The following is a 17,528-nucleotide window of genomic DNA, read 5'->3' on the forward strand; positions in this document are numbered from 1 at the left end:
ATTTGTATTTTGAATTTACTGGTAAAGAAAATTAAGATTTTTTTGTTTCAGTAGATTTAAAGTGTAAATGGTATAAGATTGTCTTTTATAATAAGTATACCTATAAGTAGAGACTTATAGGTATACCATTACTTTAGCGTTTTAACATAATAAGATTACCTGATCACAATTCTGGTTGTATTTGTTATTCCTCCATCTCCAAAAACCTTAACTAGATACATTCCAGATTTAAGATTTTCTAAAGACAAAGTTTGTTGGGAATCATTGAGTGTTCCTATATTTTTTGAGTATACAAGTCTACCACTTATGCCATATATTTCGACCACGCTATTGTTAATTACAGTTCCGGATGAAATTTGCACTTCTCCATTAGAAATCGTTGGATATAAAAGAGCTCCTTCCGAACTTCGAAGAGGTTTTTCTACTTCTTCCACTTCTTCTGCTACCAATTGTTTTTCTGGAGCATTTATAGAGCGAATAGCCCAACCAAAAGAAGTAAATAAAGGATCGGAAACTAACCGAAAACGTACTGCAATAATATCTCCTTCCTGAAAGAAGTCTAATAAATTGATAGATTGTTCTTTAAACAATTCATCACTTATTGATGGAGAGGGCCCAGAGTTAAAAGCATCTGTCCACTCTGGAAATCTTTGTGCATCATAGGTATCTAATCGTATCCAATCTTTTAAATCGCTAGAAGCTTCTATCGTTACATAATCATAAAATTGACCCGGTGCAGGATCAAATTCTGTAATTGCAACATCTTCATAGGTAAAACTTCCATTCTCTGTATTAACAATAATAGGATGCCTTAAAACAGTGCGATATTCTGAATCGTTTAAATATGGATGTGCAGAATTATTGAGAACTGCCTGACTTACCGTTTCATTAATTGTATTGATCACAAATTCTCCTCCAAAAGTATATACATCAGATAGCTCAAAAGTTTCAATAGAGACAAGGTTTTTTGGAACAGTATAATCAATAATATCAAATGAATCTGAAGAAATAACAGAAGTATCCCCTGCGCTATCAATAGCCTGCATTCCAACAATATAGTTTCCTTCTTCTAAATTCTCTATCACATAAGAAAACTCAGTACCTTGTTCGATATTATCCGTAATTTGAGCTATTTCTTCTCCTCCCAAATACACTACTATTTTCTCAATATCCTCATTTTCCTGTACATAAGTAATCTCTGCATTTTGATTTTCTACAGATTCTTGTGCTGCAGCAATAATTGTTGGAGGTGCATAGTACTTAGGTGGCTCATATCCTTCAAGTTCTTCAAGAGTAGCGGTCCAGACTCCTCTACCATGAGTTGCCATAACTACTTCATCATTTACGATTTTCATTTGCCATACAGAAAAAGCTGGCAATCCAGCCAGTAGCGACCAATGTTCTCCTCCATCTAATGTTTGAAATACTCCAATATCTGTTCCTACCCAAATTCTATCTTCATCAAATGGCATTTCTACCAAACTATGAATTGCGACATCTGGAAATCCTCTATCTTCTCCTGTAGAAAACCCTGAAATATCTACCCAGGTTTGTCCCAAATCTTCTGTTTTCAATATTTTAGCTGCTCCTTGTCCAGAAAATAATACATACGCTCTATCCTCATTTGTAGAAGAAGTTTCTACTCCGGAAATAAAATAATTATGATTAATACCATCTCTTGGATCAGAGAATAACGCCGTAGGTTCATAAGACACTCCATTATTCTTAGAGACATGAATCACATAACTTCCTGATTCTGTCATTGCATTACCAGCCCATACAACATCTGGATTAGCTGTAGACACAGAAACATCTAATGAACTTGAAGCTCCTACTGAAAAATTGTTTGGGATAGAAGTTAATTCCCATGATTTTGCAAAATCAAGAGATCTCCATACTCCACTAATAGAAGGACTGAAAAGCGCATTAGGGTTATTATTTGAATTTGTGATTTTTGAATAAAAAGGTGATGTTCCTGCTCCCGATTCTCCATGTCTGGCATTAAATCCTTCACCATTTTCGTAACGTACAAAACCATTAAATTGGGAACCACCTATAAACTCATCAGGATTGTCATAATTCCATAATACTTCAAACCCATCTCCCCCAATGACAAACTGGTATGCGGTTTCATCGTTTGCTCCATTTTCCGTTAATGATATCCAGGTTCCATTATCCTGCGCTCCAGCCATATAATCTTCTGTTCCATTACGTTTATCGGCTCCATAAAATTGTGTACAGTTAAGCCCTACGGCAGAAGTAGACCAGTCATTAAGCGTTGTTCCCGGTTCATATAAATAATCTGTATGATATATCCCTCCATCATTAGCAAGGATTAATTTAAACTTCTTTTCTTTTCTTTTCTTTATCCATGTTAAACCATGTTGGTCTACGTGAACATAATTATTTAATTCGCCATTATAACCTGCTGCGATAGGCTGAAAAGTATAACTCACTGGCCCATCTTTACTTTTAGTTTTAGTTCCAGTTCCTGCTTTAACTATTTGTACTCTATGCATCACTACTCCTCCTGCATAAAAAACATTTTCATTAAAAGGATGTGCTCTTATTATATTGTCATACCATCCTTGTCCAGTAATCAAATTTCCTGCTGCGGGAGTTCCTTCATAACCAATTAATCTAAACGTTTCCCCTGCATCACTGGTAAGGTAAAAATCAGTATTCACTGCAGTAGTTGCTCCACCACTACCTGTGTACACCGAAATAAAAACTCTATTTGGATTAGCTGGAGAAACATCAAGTTCAAAACGTGAATGGTTTGAGTTGTAATCATCTCTATTCAACACTAAATCCCATGTTAGTCCACCGTCCGTACTTTTTATAACTCCAACACTATTTACACCGCCATAAAGCGTATTAAAATTTGTAGGGTCATAGTTAAGATCCTGAACATTTCCTGTGTTATACGTATTCTGCCATGTTACTCCTCCATCTGTGGTTACATATATACCATTTCTACTTGCAACAACAAGATTATTTTCATCTTCAGGATTTAAGGCTAATCGGCCAATTCCTCCAAAATTTTTGGTGTTATTAAGATATTCCCAACTACGGCCTCCGTTTACGCTTTTTAAAACTCCAACTCCTCCAACTGCATCTAGGTTGTTAAAAGGTTCTCCTGTTCCCAGGTACAATGTTTCGGGATCACTTGTTCCCACTGCAACTGTAGATGTAGACAGGTTAGGTATTTTATAATCTGTAAGATTTTCCCAGGTAGTTCCAGCATCTTCGGTTACCCAAAGTCCGCCACCAACAGTACCTGCATACCACTTATCATCATTATCAGGAGCCACTACAATACCACGTATCCTGCCTGGTACATTCACAGGTCCTCTTTCTGTCCATTTAATAATACTAGAATTCTTAGCAGTAGATCTATTTTTCATCGCTTTTTGATGCTCTGTCATCAAGAAACCATCTTTATATGTAGATTCTTCGGCTCCTATAGGTTTTAAAAGGTTTGCCTTATACTCTGCTATGATTTCAATTCCTTTCTTCTTGTTATAATCTTTCTTTTTTTTGAGTTTTTTAGAAGTTTCTACAGTGCTTATTTCTGTGCGTTTTTGTTCTTGGTTTTTATCGCACGAAGAATAAACGATTAGTAGAAAGATAAGAACAGCCAATTTTCGAAAATAAAATTTGTGTGTCATGAGTTAGTTGTTTAAATTAATAATTGTTATTTGTGTTTGAGTCTTTGACTGAAGTAGATCATCAGGATTTTCAGAAGTCGGTTTTTGTTCCATCCCGATGTAAGGAACAAGTTTTATAGAGGTATCATCATTCCAATCAACATTAGACCCTCTAAAATATCCTTGTTTTATAATTTTTTTTGTTACAGCGTTATATACAGTATATTCAAAATGAGTAGCTGGATCTCCTGGCTTCATTATCTTTTTAACATGAAGCTCCATCGACTTATTTCTGTTTAGCTTTGAAATAATCATATCATTTTTCATAGGTGTAACAGGCTGATGTGATGGTTTATCTTGCGTAGTTTTATTTTCTACAGTTTTACACTGAGCAAAAGAAAATATGGTTAAACCAAAAAAAAGGATACTTATAATTTTTCTCAATAACATCGATACTATTTTATAAATCGCTTGTGAAAGTTTTATTAACTATTCGTTAAATCGGTAATTACTTTCGGTTTTTGGGGAAAGAATATGGTGAAAGCTTATACTTTTATATAAATAATAAAAGACAACCGCATAACATACCTCTAAAATAGTTTTTATTTTTTTAAAAATCAACTACTTACTACCTGATTTAACAAAATAAGTGTAGTTCAATTTCATGTCTATAGGTAAGTTTTTGAACGGTGATTTTTTAATTTAAAATCTAGACATGCAAAATATTCAACAACATATATGTTGCCAAATGGTCATAACTATAGTTTCAAGATCATACTAATGCACTTGTCAACTTAAGTTATAAGCAGAGCTAACCTCGTATTTTGAAATTATCTTTTATATTTTTCAAAACAGAGTTATACTCCTAAAATAGTTTTAATTAATCTCCTTATTAGGGAATACTATATATGGAAAGATGTATAGAATTATAAGATACAACTCTAAAATTAACTTGTTATTTACTGATTTTGGCAATAAAATTAAACATTCACGCCATACATTTTTTCTCGTAGTTCTTTAATTTTTGGATCACTCATATACTCGTCAAATGTAGCATAACGATCGATAACTCCGTTTGGTGTTAGTTCTATTACTCTGTTACCCACGGTTTGAGCAAACTCGTGATCATGAGTAGTAAATAAGACTGTACCTTTAAACTTTTTCAATGAATTATTAAAAGCGGTAATTGACTCTAAATCAAGGTGATTTGTAGGCTCATCCAGCATCAATACATTTGCTCTTGTCATCATCATTTTGGATAACATACAACGAACTTTTTCACCTCCAGATAGTACATTTGATTTTTTTAATGCTTCTTCACCACTAAAAATCATTTTTCCTAAGAACCCTCTAATAAATACTTCTTCTCTTTCTTCTTCTGTAGTTGCCCATTGACGTAACCAATCAACTAGTGTAAGGTCATTTTGAAAATATTCACTATTATCTGCTGGCAAATATGATTGAGTAGTAGTAATCCCCCAGTTAAATTTACCAGAGTCTACTTTTTGCTTATCATTTAGTGCCTGATAAAATGCAGTTGTGGCTCTTGAGTCTTTAGAGAAGATAACAACTTTATCTCCTTTATTTAAATTAATATCAATGTCTTTAAATAGTGTATCACCATCCTGGCTTGCTGTTAATCCTTCTACATTCAGGATTTGATCACCTGCTTCTCTATCTCTTTCGAATATTATAGCAGGATAACGACGACTTGATGGCTTAATATCTTCGATATTAAGTTTTTCTATCATTTTTTTACGAGAAGTAGCTTGTTTAGATTTTGCTACGTTCGCACTAAATCGTGCAATAAACTCTTGTAATTCTTTTTTCTTCTCTTCTGCTTTTTTATTCTGCTGGGCTCTTTGTCTTGCTGCTAATTGAGAAGATTCATACCAGAACGTATAATTACCACTATAGTGATTAATTTTACTAAAATCAATATCCGAAATATGTGTACATACTGCATCTAAAAAGTGACGATCGTGAGATACCACAATAACAGTATTCTCAAAGTTTGCCAAAAAGCTTTCTAACCATGAAATGGTTTCATAATCTAAGTCGTTTGTTGGCTCATCCATTATTAAAACGTCTGGATTACCAAACAAACATTGTGCTATCAATACTCTAACACGTTGTTTAGTATCAAGGTCAGACATCTGGGTATAGTGCAATTCTTCTTTAATACCTAAATTAGAAAGCATTGCTGCTGCATCACTATCAGCATTCCAACCATTCATTTCTTCAAATTGTACTTGTAGCTCACCTATTTTCTCTGCATTTTCATCTGTATAATCTGCATAAAGGGCATCTATTTCTTTCTTTATTTTATAAAGAGGTTTATTCCCCATAATTACAGCTTCTAGTACCGTATACTCATCATATGCATAATGGTTCTGTTCTAAAACAGACATTCGTTTCCCTGGTTCTAAATGTACATGCCCAGATGTAGCTTCCATTACTCCAGAAAGAATTTTAAGAAATGTGGATTTCCCAGCACCATTGGCGCCAATAATACCATAGCAATTGCCCTGTATAAAAGAAGTATTTACTTCATCAAAAAGAATTCGTTTACCAAATTGAACAGAAAGATTAGAAACTGATAGCATGAGTATGAAAAATTGTAAGATTTAAATTTGCCGCAAAAGTAGATAAATGGATTCAGAACCTGAAACAATATATCATTAATTTCAAAGACTTATTCTATAGCCTATTTGTCATCAAAAAATTGGAAATTGGAAAATTTAAATGCTCCAAATCGTTAATATGTATAGAATTAACTTATAATTAACAACCGCAGTAGGTGTTTCCCTTTATTTTTGGGCAAATAGTAAGTTAATTTTATAGCGTCAGAAATGCAGTTTTCCGTATTAAGATATTTTGTTCAAGTTTCTTTTTTATCATGCTTTATATGTAGCTGTGGTTCTTCTGAAAAAGACAATAAAGAATATACTTATTTTGGAGGTGAAATTGTAAACCCAAATACTAATTATGTTATTTTATCTAAGGGTTATGATTATAGGGATACTATTCGGCTGGATAAAAACAATAGGTTTCTACACAAAATAGAAAATTTAGAAGATGGGTTATATTCTTTTAAACATAATCCAGAATACCAGGTGGTACTTCTCGAAAAAGGAGATAGTGTACTGATTCGATTAAATACTTTAGAATTTGACGAATCTCTTGTTTTTACAGGCGAAGGTTCGGGAAAAAATAATTTTTTAATCGATTTATTTTTACAGAACGAAATTGAGCGTGAAAGTCTAAAAAGAACAAGTTTTAGGCAGTCTTCTTCGTATTTTAAAAAAAATCAAGATTCTTTACTAAATATAAAATCTACTGCTTTTGAAAAGTTAGTCAACAAAAATGAGTTGAGTAATTTGGCAAAAAAGCTTACTCAAGCGAGTTTTATATTTGAATATTATATGAGGCATGAATTGTATTTTAATAGCCGTTATGAAATGGGAGGTCTCAATGCAACTAAAGAATTATCTCCTTCTTTTTTTAATTATAGAAACCAGATTGATTTTAATGATGATGAATTAAAGAGACTATATTCTTATAATTGGTTTTTAAATTGTTATTTCACTAATGCTTCTCTTTCTAATATCGATAATCAACTACGACATAATGATGATTTAGAAAATTTTATTTATAAATTGGACTTAATTGATAATGTTGTAGAGCATTCGTATATCAAAAATAACTTATTAAGGAGATCTACTATTCGTTTTTTATTGGATGATAGTGAAAATAATAAAGAATCAGACATAGCTTTAAAACATTACCTATCAGTAAGCACCAGTAATCGATCGCAAAAGGAATTAAAAAAACTTGCCAGACATATTTCAAAATTAAGGCCAAACAAAATTATTCCTGATCAGGATTTAATTACTTCAAAAGGTGAAACTGTGAAATTATCATCACTTTTTAGCAAACCAGTTACTGCTTTATATTTTTGGTCGATAGAAAGCAAAGATCATTATGTAAAGGCCCATGAAAAAGCAACATATCTTAGTTCTTTGTATCCTGGTATCGATTTTGTTGCTGTAAATATTGACCCTGATCAAACAAAAAATTGGTTAAAAACTATAAAAAGACATCACTACAACTTGGATAATGAATACGAATTTAAATACCCAAAATGTTCTTCAGAAGAATTGGTTATTCATTATAGAAATAAAGTTATTCTTGTAGATCAAGAAGGTAAGATAATAAACCCCAGCACAGATTTATTTGCTTCTGTTTTTGAGAAGCAACTCATGCAATATACGCAATTGGCAAGTTTAGAAAATTAAAAAGCCACTCAATAGAGCAGCTTTTTATAAATTTTATGGACAAGGAAAAACTAAATTAATTTCCTTTTTTATAATCTGCAAGAAACTTTGCAAGACCGATATCGGTTAATGGGTGTTTAAGTAATCCTTCAATAGAAGAAAGAGGTCCAGTCATTACATCTGCACCAATCTTAGCACAATCAATTACATGCATCGTATGTCTTACCGAAGCTGCCAAAATCTGCGTATCAAATCCGTAATTATCATAAATCAATCTAATCTCTGCGATAAGATTAAGTCCATCTGTAGAAATATCATCTAATCTACCAATAAACGGAGAAACATATGTAGCTCCTGCCTTAGCAGCAAGTAAAGCCTGCCCTGCAGAAAATACCAAAGTACAATTGGTCTTAATTCCTTTATCGCTAAAGTATTTTATTGCTTTTATACCATCTTTGATCATTGGTACTTTTACAATAATTTGATCATGAAGCTTAGCCAGCTCTTCTCCTTCTTTAATAATACCGTCAAAATCTGTAGAAATTACCTCTGCACTTACATCTCCGGTTACGATTTCACATATCTTTTTATAGTGATTAATAATATTTTCTTTACCGGTGATACCTTCTTTAGCCATCAAAGATGGGTTTGTAGTTACTCCATCCAGAACTCCTAAATCTTGCGCTTCCTTAATCTGATCAAGATTTGCAGTATCAATAAAAAATTTCATAGTATTGTTTTTAAAATTGTTGTGTATAAATTTTGCACTTTTATAGATCGCGAATATAAAAATAATCGTTGTAGGCTAATAAAATCTTTTTGTTAATTAAAAAAATATCTTTTATCTATAAAACTCTTATATTCAATTACAGAAGTAAAAATCATAATTTATAATGATTCATTAGCATTTTCTCATATACTCTATCTGGTAATATTCTTTTTAGTACAATAGAAAATTTTTGCATAAATGCTCCAACCTTATAATGCACCTTTGGTTTTTTATTTTTTATAATCTTAAAAACAGCTTCAGCCATTTCTAAAGGGTCATTGCCCGAATCTACATGGCTATCCATTAGTTTTAGTGTATCACCATATGGTTTTTCATATGGAGAATTTTCAATAACCGGGGCATGGTAGCGTCCTGCAGCAATATTAGTTGCAAAATCACCAGGAGCCACATTTGTCATTCTAATATTAAAACTCTTTAATTCCATCCGCCATGCTTCTGTAGTCATCTCTAATGCAGCTTTAGAAGCGCTATAAATTCCTCTATATGGTAGCCCCATATATCCAGCTATAGAGGTGATGTTAATAACTAAACCACTACCCTGTTTTCGCATTACTGGCAAAACAGCTTTAGTAACATTAATTGGACCAAAATAATTTGTAGTAAAATTTCGTACTATTTCCTCATTAGGGATTTCCTCTATCGGACCAGTAATACCTGCTCCAGCATTATTGATTAGTACATCTAATCGCCCATGTTTTTGTTCTATTGTTGCGATAGCAGATTTGATACTATTGGTATTAGCAACATCTAGTTCCAAAAGTGTAAAAAACTCAAAATCAGAAAATCGAGATGGATTACGACTTGTACCATATACAATATATCCTCTTTCTGCTAAAAATATTCCTATTGATTTCCCTATCCCAGAAGACCCACCTGTAATTAAAACTACAGTATCTTTTTGATTCGTGCTCATAATCGCAAATATACAATTCTGATTAACGATCTACTAATCTCAAAATATAAAATGATAGGAAACGATGATGGTGATTTGTGTGTTGATATTTAGTAAATAATATCAAAAATTAGGGCACAAAAAAAGGCAAGCTACCTACATCACACTGCTACAACCGTCTACCTTTGCTGCGTTCCCGCCCTGGAGGATTCAACAGGAGCTAGTTGTGTAGGACTTGCCGATGCAAAGATACAATCTTTAGGATATAAAACAATGATTTTTTAAACCCAATTAAAATAAATATCTTGCTTAAAATTTAATTATCACAATGAAGATCCATAACTCCTTCGTCATCATTATTTTAAGCATACTCAGTTTTTCTTGTGGAAGTAATCAGAATAAGCAAAAAAAATATTTTTCTATCAATACCGAGGATAATAAAACAAAATTTATGCTTGGTGAGACGATAAAAGCAAACATTATAAACGCTCAAAATATAAAAATTGATTCTGTCACCTTTCTTTTAGACAATAAAAAAGTAGCTTCTAAAAAAGATTTTAGTTATGAAGAAAAAATAGATAATGAAAAATTAGGAAATCATATCCTAACCGCTCAAGTTTTTTATGACGGAAATATAGATACAATAAGCAAAAAAGTTGCTTTTCTTAATAATATATCTCCAAAATTGTATTCTTATAAAATTATTGCAGAATATCCTCATGATAAAGAAGCTTTTACCCAGGGGCTAGAATTTTTTGGGGATACATTATATGAAAGCACTGGCAAAAAAGGAATGTCTTCTTTAAGAAAACTTAACTATAAAACTGGAGAAGTTCTTGTAAAAATAGATATCGCAAAGGAATATTTTGCTGAAGGAATTACGATTATGAATGATAAAATATTTCAACTGACCTGGACATCTAAAGAAGGATTTATCTATAATCTTAGTACCTTAGAGAAAACTGGAAGTTTTGCATATAATCAAAGTAAAGAAGGTTGGGGATTATGTAATAACGGAAATAAGATCTATAAAAGCGATGGTACAGAAAAAATATGGATACTTGACCCTAATACACTTGCAGAAGAAGATTATATAGAAGTTACTACAAACAAAGGTGTTAAATCCAGGTTTAATGAATTAGAATGGGTAGACGGAAAAATTTACGCCAATACCTGGCAAAAGGATGGGATTGCTATAATTAATCCCGATAGTGGTGCTTTAGAAGCTGTAATTAATCTTAGTGGTCTTCGTAAAAAAGTAACCCAACATGAAAAATTAGATGTACTAAATGGTATAGCATATAATAAAGACACCAAACGGTTATTTGTTACTGGCAAAAACTGGGATAAACTTTTTGAAATTGAAGTTATTAAAAAACCATAGCGTTTTTCGAGAAAAACCAATCATACACCATTAAATATTGATCATTATATTTCAATTTTCTGATACAATAAAGATTCATTTTTCAATAAATTTCTGCAACACTATAATAAGTTCCTCGTTATTGTAATAGACAGATAATAAACCGTACCTTTGCGGCTTATTTTTAGCTATATGAATAAATTTGAAGCATTAGGTCTTGGTGAAGCCATTATTAAGGCGGTGAATGATATGGGTTTTGAAACCCCTAGTGAAGTACAGGAAAAGGCAATCCCTATTTTATTAAAAGAAGATACGGATATTGTTGCTTTAGCACAAACCGGTACAGGAAAAACAGCAGCTTTTGGTTTTCCCTTAATCGAAAAGATTGATAGTAGCAGTAGGATTACACAAGGATTAATCCTCTCTCCTACCCGTGAACTTTGTTTACAAATTACTAACGAACTAAAAAACTACTCTAAATATATTCCTGGATTGCACACAGTAGCAATTTATGGCGGAGCAAGTATAACAGATCAGGCAAAACAAATAAAGCGTGGTGCCCAAATCGTAGTGGCAACTCCTGGGCGAATGCAGGATATGATCAACCGTAAAATGGTAGACATTACCAATATTAGTTATTGTATATTGGATGAAGCCGATGAGATGTTAAATATGGGATTTTATGAAGATATTAATACCATTTTATCTCATACCCCAGAAGATAAAAGTACTTGGCTCTTCTCTGCTACAATGCCAAAAGAAGTTTCTACCATTGCAAAACGATTTATGCAAACACCGGTAGAAATTACTGTGGGGCATAAAAACACCGGTTCTAAAAATGTTTCTCACGAATATTATGTGGTAAACTCTCGTGATCGATATGCTGCCCTTAAACGATTAGCAGATGCAAATCCTGATATCTTTTCGGTGATTTTTTGCCGTACAAAAAGAGATACTCAAAAAGTAGCAGAAAACCTTATTGGTGATGGATACAATGCCGCAGCATTACATGGTGATTTAAGTCAAAATCAACGTGATCTGGTGATGAAAAGTTTTAGAAATCGCCAAATACAGATGCTAGTTGCTACAGATGTAGCTGCACGTGGTATTGATGTAGATGATGTTACCCATGTAATCAACTATCAACTCCCAGATGAGATAGAAACCTACACCCATAGAAGTGGAAGAACAGGACGTGCCGGAAAAAGTGGTGTCTCTATGGTTATCGTATCTAAAAGTGAAGTTAGAAAAATTAAATCTGTAGAACGGATTATTAAGAAGAGTTTCGAGAAAAAAGAAATTCCTAGTGGCGAAGAAATATGCCAAGTTCAACTATTTCATTTAGCCAGTGATATCGGAAAAGCAGAAATAAATCATGAAATTGATAGTTATTTACCATCTATTAATGAGGTTTTAGAAGAATTTTCTAAAGAAGAATTGATCAAAAAATTCTTTTCGGTAGAGTTTTCTCGTTTTCATAATTATTACAAAAAATCTAGAGATCTAAATGCTGTAAACGAAAGAGAAAGTAATTCTGGCAGAGATGGTAGTACGCGTTACTTTATTAATGTAGGAGAAAAAGATGGATTTGACTGGATGACTTTAAAGGATTTCCTGAAAGAAGTGTTAGAAATAGGAAGTGATTCTTTAAGCCGGGTAGATGTAAAAGAAAGCTTTTCTTTTTTCAATACCAATACTGAGCATCAGGAACGAGTTCTTCAGGTTTTTGAAGATTTCAGAATGGAAGGAAGAAAGGTTAATGTAGAAATATCTAAAGATTCTGGCCGTAGAGGAGGAAGACGTCGTCGTGATAATGATGGTGGTGGTTTTAAAGGAAAACGTAGAAGCGACGGATTTAAACCTAAGGGTAAAAAACGTTTTGATTCAAAAGAAGATAGAGGTAGCGGAGGTAATCAAAAAAGAGATCGTAGAAAACGTAGTGATCGTAGATAAATCAGAGGTTTTGTCCTTTGTATATTCAAGAAATATTTCCCCAGTAAATCATTGAATATAAAGACTTAACAAATAAATATGATTTTTGGCGCGATTTTTATGTTATATTATTTAAAATTGAACGTCATATTATATACATGAAGAGAGTATTATTTTACATAGCACTATTAGCAGGTATAACTACTTATGCTCAGGTAAATGATTCAAATACTGTATCAGGAAAAGTGTTAAATGCTGCCAATGATCAGATATTAGAAAATGTTCACATTGTTAATCTTAGCCAGGTAATAGGAACAATTACCAATGAAAAAGGAGATTTTAATATTCCTGCCAAAGTAAATGACACTCTATATTTCTCTTATATTGGATATAAACCATTACAGGTTAGAGTAACTAATGATTGGGTTAAGTTTGGAGAAGTTAAGATCAAGATGACAGAGTTAGGAATTGCGCTAGAAGAGGTAGTTGTAGCCGATGTACAACTTACTGGTTATCTGGAGATCGATGCTAAGAGAATTCCTGTCTATAACAATTACAGATATAGTATTTCTGGGTTAAATTCTGGATATGAAGGTGGTAGCAGGCAGCCTGGAGCTGTAAACAAGGTATTGGGTGCTATTTTTAACCCTGCAGATTTTCTATATAATATATTTAGCAAACGATCAAAGGAATTAAGAAAGCTTCGCAAAATGAAGAAGGACGATGAGATTAGAAATCTATTAGAGACTAAATTTGATCGTGCGACTTTAATGGCTCTTCTGCAAGTAGGACGGTTGGATATAGATGAGATTTTACGAAATTGTAATTATTCTGTTGATTTTATAAAATTTGCAAACGATCTTCAAATCCTCGATGCGATAAGCGAATGTTATGAGGAATACAAAATACTAGACAGAAAGTAATCTATACACAAGAGCATATTATCAACGTAACGAATGTAATGCAATTCTGTTTCCTTCAGAATCTATAAAGTATGCCATATACCCATGCTCTTCAGAGATTTGCTTTTTGCCTAAAACCACTTTCCCTCCTGCATCTGCCACTCTACTCATTTCATTAGCAACATTGTCACAAGAAAAGTATACCAAAACTCCATCTTTACTAGGTTTATAATGTTCTCCTGCATAGATTAATGTTCCGGTAGCAATTCCGACTTGATTTTGATTGGGAAACCACCCCATCTGTACACCTTCCATATCTTGAAGGTTAATTTCAATATCAAAAACTGTTTCATAAAAAGTTTTAGCTCTTTTCATATCTATAACGGGAATTTCGAACCAAGTAACCATAATATTAGATGTTAGATGTTAGATGTTAGATGTTAGATGTTAGATGTTAGATGTTAGAAAGTTACTCTTTCTCATGATATCGCGCAATAATTTGCTCATGACTTTTAATCACCTTCTTTGCCCACTCCATTCGTTTTTCTAATTTTTCTTCTTCAGATAACTGCCAATTGATATTTGTTTCTTTAAGTGTAGAGGTAACATGCTGTAAAATGATTGCTGCAGAAACTGAAATATTAAGGCTTTCGGTAAATCCAACCATTGGGATATGCAATCTGGCATCTGCCATTTCCAGAACCTGGTCACTTAACCCTTGTTGCTCTCTTCCAAAGAAAAATGCAGCTGGTTTATCAACATTAAAATCCTGTAAAACTTTAGAATCATCATGTGGAGTAGTCGCAACAATTTGATATCCTTGATTTTGTAATGTAGCAAGACACTCTTTGGTAGTTGAGTATCGATTGACATCTACCCATTTTTGAGCGCCCATTGCAATCTCACGATCTATACGTTTTGCGTTTATTTCTTCAATTACATGCACATTTTGGACTCCAAACACATCACAACTACGTATCACCGCACTTGTATTATGCAATTGATACACATCCTCGACTGCAACCGTAAAATGGTTTGTTCGTTGTTCCAAAACTTTTTTATTTAAACCTTGTCGTCTTGGAGTAAGAAATGATTCTAAATATTCGAGAAGTTTTATATCTATCATAACCGCTAAAATATGAAAACGTCGACTATTTTTAAATAAAAAAAGAGCTACCTGGTATAATATACCTGATAGCTCTTTTACAATCTACTTAATTTAACTTAAATACATACACCGTAGCTTTCTTAGTTGTAAAACTTATGACGTATTCACAACATGGCTCAAGTATATATATAATTCAGATTTAAAAACACTTAAAATTTGATATCGTCTATCAAACATTTTTTTATAACTATCTACACATTAAATCATTCTTTTTTAGATAAAAAAAACCTCCCGAAATTACCCCTAAAAACGGAAGGTTTAAGTAAACACATTGTCAAAATGTTTCTTACTGACTAATTATTTGTATCATAATTAGCCTAATTTTTCTTTTTCATTATTTCTTAATTCATACTTTATAATGCTGTTGTTATGCTATTTATAGTAATAGGTTTTAGTATCAGTGTAGCTATGCTCAAAATCAAATTTGGCATTACTATACTGTATGGCGTGGTAAATAAATATCAAAAAAGATCTTAACAACTTGTAGCTGTGCACATTAAACTTAAATACGAGATTAACTAAAGATAAAAGGCTAGTTTTTCTGGTATTATGTGGTGTTAAGAAAGTGATAAAAAATGTACGGTAAGTCCGTAAAAAAGATAAAGAATTACTATATTTCACCCTTTGAAAAGAGGAGAAAAACGATATGCATTTTTCCTTAAGGGAAAGAAGCATCCCATCAATTGAAAATCGAAATTGACAATTTCTAGATACATGAAATAATAGTCTACTCATAATGATTGATTTATTTTAAATTAATCGCTATTCAGACCCTGCTTTTGTTGGCTCGCCAAAGTTTTACAATTGCGGGGTTGTTTTTGTCTTAACCTTAATTTTTAATGATACATATTTATAAAAGAAACTAACATTAAAAATCTACAGTCTTTACACATTTATTTATTATAACTTCTTTTTTTAGCACTACGATCAAAACACTTCCAAAAACAGAAGTTTTTGATTTTATATTAATTATTATGTATTCTCTTATATATAATAAAAGTAATACATTTCTATTTTCTTATTAATTCAGTTTGACAATAAAAGTGCTTGTTTCTTCACAAAAGTATTTAACTACTACTTAGATGAAAAACTACATATTTCTTTTACAAAACAATATCGAATATAAAACTCAGGGAGGGGTAAGAAAATAAGTTTTTTACTCTTTAATTATTACATTATGTTTTGTTCAAAAACAATACTTAAAGATAGTTACTATTTGTTAAAACCGAACACTGAAATACCACATAATTATTCCGGTTTTACCGTAAAAAAATAAATGATTAATCATATTTGCAAAAAGGTAAACAAAATTAACATTTACATTAGTTCAAAAAACAGCAATTACCTAATAATCAAATATTTACACTTAATAAAAAATCACATAAAAGGTTGTAAATCTTTAAAAAAAGTAGGAATATTCTATAAAATTTATACAAATACTGCCTTTTAACTGCTATAATAAGCTTTTTAACTGTTTTTAGACTGTTGCAAAAACGTCAATTATTGATAGATAAACTGTAATTTCTTATTAAGATAAAAGTATCCATCTTGTTTTTCAATACTAAAATAGATAATAGATTTGAAATGTTATATTATTATCCTCGGCTCTGATATTTTTAACTCTCTAAACTTAAACAGTTTACAAAAACAAAAAAATCACTCTCTATAGAAAATAGAAAGTGATTTTTAATTTTAATTTATTTTTACGCTTAGCCTTCTTTTTGAATTTCTACCGCGTGTGGGTAAGGAATTTCTATACCAGCAGCATCAAGGGCTAGTTTACAGTTTTCTAATGTAGCAAAATACACATCCCAATAATCTTCGGGGGTACAGTATGGTCGAACAGCCAAATCAACAGAGCTTTCCCCTAATTGACTAACATTTACAGAAGGTGCAGGATCTTTCATTACCTTAGGGTTTGATGTCAAAACTCCTAGCAATACTTCTTTTGCATCTTTTATATTTTCATCATAACCTATACCTATCGTGATATCTACTCTCATCATTCCTTCTACTGTATAGTTAATTATATTACCATTTGCCATTGCTCCATTAGGAACGATAGCTAACTTATTTTGTGGAGTAGTTAATTTGGTTGTAAAAATTTCAATTTCTTTAACTACACCTAATACGCCCTGTGCTTCTATAAGATCTCCTATTTTATATGGTCTAAAAATCATAATAAGTACTCCCCCTGCAAAATTTGATAAAGATCCTTGTAATGCCAAACCAATTGCCAAACCGGCAGCTGCAATTACCGCAGCAAAAGTAGTTACATCAACTCCTAATCTTGAAATTACAATAATGATAAGGAATACTTTTAACGACCAGGTCACTAAGTTTAATAAAAACCTTTGTAAAGATTCATCATACTTACTTTTAGACATTACTTGCCTAGCACTATTAATTAATTTCTTAATAACCCACGATCCTATAATATAAATAAGGATGGCTGTAATAAGTTTAGGGCCAAATTCTTTTGCCAGTTCAATACCGTAATTGAACCATTCTTGAGCTTTCTCCATTATAATTTGTGTTATTTTGTGTTGAAATA

The 17,528-nt window shown here is 32.1% G+C and carries 12 protein-coding genes and 1 other RNA gene; 4 read left to right on the forward strand and 9 right to left on the reverse strand.

Annotation, left to right across the window (positions count from 1 at the left end; translation table 11 throughout):
* Window positions 1–155: 155 nt before the first annotated feature.
* The 3 genes from AAFU52_RS24600 to AAFU52_RS24610 form a co-directional block, all read right to left on the reverse strand.
* Window positions 156–3,671, reverse strand: coding sequence for a T9SS type A sorting domain-containing protein (locus AAFU52_RS24600; protein WP_438424106.1), 3,516 nt, complete (start codon window positions 3,669–3,671; stop codon window positions 156–158).
* 3 nt (window positions 3,672–3,674) lie between these two features.
* On the reverse strand, window positions 3,675–4,100 hold the full coding sequence (locus AAFU52_RS24605; protein ID WP_024772846.1) for a hypothetical protein: 426 nt from the start codon (window positions 4,098–4,100) through the stop codon (window positions 3,675–3,677).
* 530 nt (window positions 4,101–4,630) lie between these two features.
* Window positions 4,631–6,256, reverse strand: a complete 1,626-nt coding sequence (locus AAFU52_RS24610; RefSeq protein ID WP_024772847.1) for an ABC-F family ATP-binding cassette domain-containing protein — start codon at window positions 6,254–6,256, stop codon at window positions 4,631–4,633.
* A 246-nt stretch (window positions 6,257–6,502) separates the two neighbouring features.
* Here AAFU52_RS24610 and AAFU52_RS24615 point away from each other — a divergent pair, with 246 nt between their 5' ends.
* Entirely contained in the window at window positions 6,503–7,948 is a 1,446-nt protein-coding gene (locus AAFU52_RS24615) for a TlpA family protein disulfide reductase (RefSeq protein ID WP_024772848.1), read from the forward strand.
* 55 nt (window positions 7,949–8,003) lie between these two features.
* On the opposite strand, the gene fsa is transcribed toward AAFU52_RS24615, so the two are convergent.
* The 3 genes from fsa to ffs form a co-directional block, all read right to left on the reverse strand.
* Window positions 8,004–8,657 carry a fructose-6-phosphate aldolase gene (gene fsa / locus AAFU52_RS24620; protein ID WP_024772849.1) on the reverse strand — a complete coding sequence of 218 codons (654 nt, stop codon included), beginning with the start codon at window positions 8,655–8,657 and terminating at the stop codon, window positions 8,004–8,006.
* Between the two features lie 151 nt (window positions 8,658–8,808).
* Window positions 8,809–9,630: an SDR family oxidoreductase gene (locus AAFU52_RS24625; protein ID WP_438424109.1), complete on the reverse strand. Its 822-nt coding sequence runs from the start codon at window positions 9,628–9,630 to the stop codon at window positions 8,809–8,811.
* A 121-nt stretch (window positions 9,631–9,751) separates the two neighbouring features.
* Window positions 9,752–9,850: signal recognition particle sRNA small type (gene ffs / locus AAFU52_RS24630), an RNA gene on the reverse strand.
* Between the two features lie 87 nt (window positions 9,851–9,937).
* Here ffs and AAFU52_RS24635 point away from each other — a divergent pair.
* From AAFU52_RS24635 to AAFU52_RS24645, 3 genes are all read left to right on the forward strand, one after another.
* Window positions 9,938–10,993, forward strand: coding sequence for a glutaminyl-peptide cyclotransferase (locus AAFU52_RS24635; protein ID WP_024772851.1), 1,056 nt, complete (start codon window positions 9,938–9,940; stop codon window positions 10,991–10,993).
* Between the two features lie 171 nt (window positions 10,994–11,164).
* Window positions 11,165–12,925, forward strand: a complete 1,761-nt coding sequence (locus AAFU52_RS24640; RefSeq protein WP_024772852.1) for a DEAD/DEAH box helicase — start codon at window positions 11,165–11,167, stop codon at window positions 12,923–12,925.
* 137 nt (window positions 12,926–13,062) lie between these two features.
* The gene (locus AAFU52_RS24645; protein WP_024772853.1) at window positions 13,063–13,827 is read left to right on the forward strand and encodes a carboxypeptidase-like regulatory domain-containing protein; all 765 of its coding nucleotides are present in this window, start codon (window positions 13,063–13,065) and stop codon (window positions 13,825–13,827) included.
* Between the two features lie 21 nt (window positions 13,828–13,848).
* On the opposite strand, the gene AAFU52_RS24650 is transcribed toward AAFU52_RS24645, so the two are convergent.
* The 3 genes from AAFU52_RS24650 to AAFU52_RS24660 all read right to left on the reverse strand — a co-directional run bounded on the left by AAFU52_RS24650 (window position 13,849) and on the right by AAFU52_RS24660 (window position 17,499).
* Window positions 13,849–14,214 (reverse strand): VOC family protein, encoded by a 366-nt coding sequence (locus tag AAFU52_RS24650; protein ID WP_438424113.1) that lies wholly within the window; start codon window positions 14,212–14,214, stop codon window positions 13,849–13,851.
* Window positions 14,215–14,275: 61 nt separating this feature from the next.
* Window positions 14,276–14,932 (reverse strand): TrmH family RNA methyltransferase, encoded by a 657-nt coding sequence (locus tag AAFU52_RS24655; protein WP_024772855.1) that lies wholly within the window; start codon window positions 14,930–14,932, stop codon window positions 14,276–14,278.
* 1,751 nt (window positions 14,933–16,683) lie between these two features.
* Window positions 16,684–17,499: a mechanosensitive ion channel family protein gene (locus AAFU52_RS24660; protein WP_024772856.1), complete on the reverse strand. Its 816-nt coding sequence runs from the start codon at window positions 17,497–17,499 to the stop codon at window positions 16,684–16,686.
* Window positions 17,500–17,528 lie beyond the last annotated feature (29 nt).

It is taken from the genome of Aquimarina macrocephali (assembly GCF_051627225.1).
Taxonomy (GTDB): domain Bacteria; phylum Bacteroidota; class Bacteroidia; order Flavobacteriales; family Flavobacteriaceae; genus Aquimarina; species Aquimarina macrocephali.

What these genes read in the sequence shown, in the direction of transcription:
- AAFU52_RS24600 (WP_438424106.1), bottom strand. Translation starts at nt 3,671, where the DNA reads ATGACACACAAATTTTATTTTCGAAAATTGGCTGTTCTTATCTTTCTA.
- AAFU52_RS24605 (WP_024772846.1), bottom strand. Translation starts at nt 4,100, where the DNA reads ATGTTATTGAGAAAAATTATAAGTATCCTTTTTTTTGGTTTAACCATA.
- AAFU52_RS24610 (WP_024772847.1), bottom strand. Translation starts at nt 6,256, where the DNA reads ATGCTATCAGTTTCTAATCTTTCTGTTCAATTTGGTAAACGAATTCTT.
- AAFU52_RS24615 (WP_024772848.1), top strand. Translation starts at nt 6,503, where the DNA reads ATGCAGTTTTCCGTATTAAGATATTTTGTTCAAGTTTCTTTTTTATCA.
- fsa (WP_024772849.1), bottom strand. Translation starts at nt 8,657, where the DNA reads ATGAAATTTTTTATTGATACTGCAAATCTTGATCAGATTAAGGAAGCG.
- AAFU52_RS24625 (WP_438424109.1), bottom strand. Translation starts at nt 9,630, where the DNA reads ATGAGCACGAATCAAAAAGATACTGTAGTTTTAATTACAGGTGGGTCT.
- AAFU52_RS24635 (WP_024772851.1), top strand. Translation starts at nt 9,938, where the DNA reads ATGAAGATCCATAACTCCTTCGTCATCATTATTTTAAGCATACTCAGT.
- AAFU52_RS24640 (WP_024772852.1), top strand. Translation starts at nt 11,165, where the DNA reads ATGAATAAATTTGAAGCATTAGGTCTTGGTGAAGCCATTATTAAGGCG.
- AAFU52_RS24645 (WP_024772853.1), top strand. Translation starts at nt 13,063, where the DNA reads ATGAAGAGAGTATTATTTTACATAGCACTATTAGCAGGTATAACTACT.
- AAFU52_RS24650 (WP_438424113.1), bottom strand. Translation starts at nt 14,214, where the DNA reads ATGGTTACTTGGTTCGAAATTCCCGTTATAGATATGAAAAGAGCTAAA.
- AAFU52_RS24655 (WP_024772855.1), bottom strand. Translation starts at nt 14,932, where the DNA reads ATGATAGATATAAAACTTCTCGAATATTTAGAATCATTTCTTACTCCA.
- AAFU52_RS24660 (WP_024772856.1), bottom strand. Translation starts at nt 17,499, where the DNA reads ATGGAGAAAGCTCAAGAATGGTTCAATTACGGTATTGAACTGGCAAAA.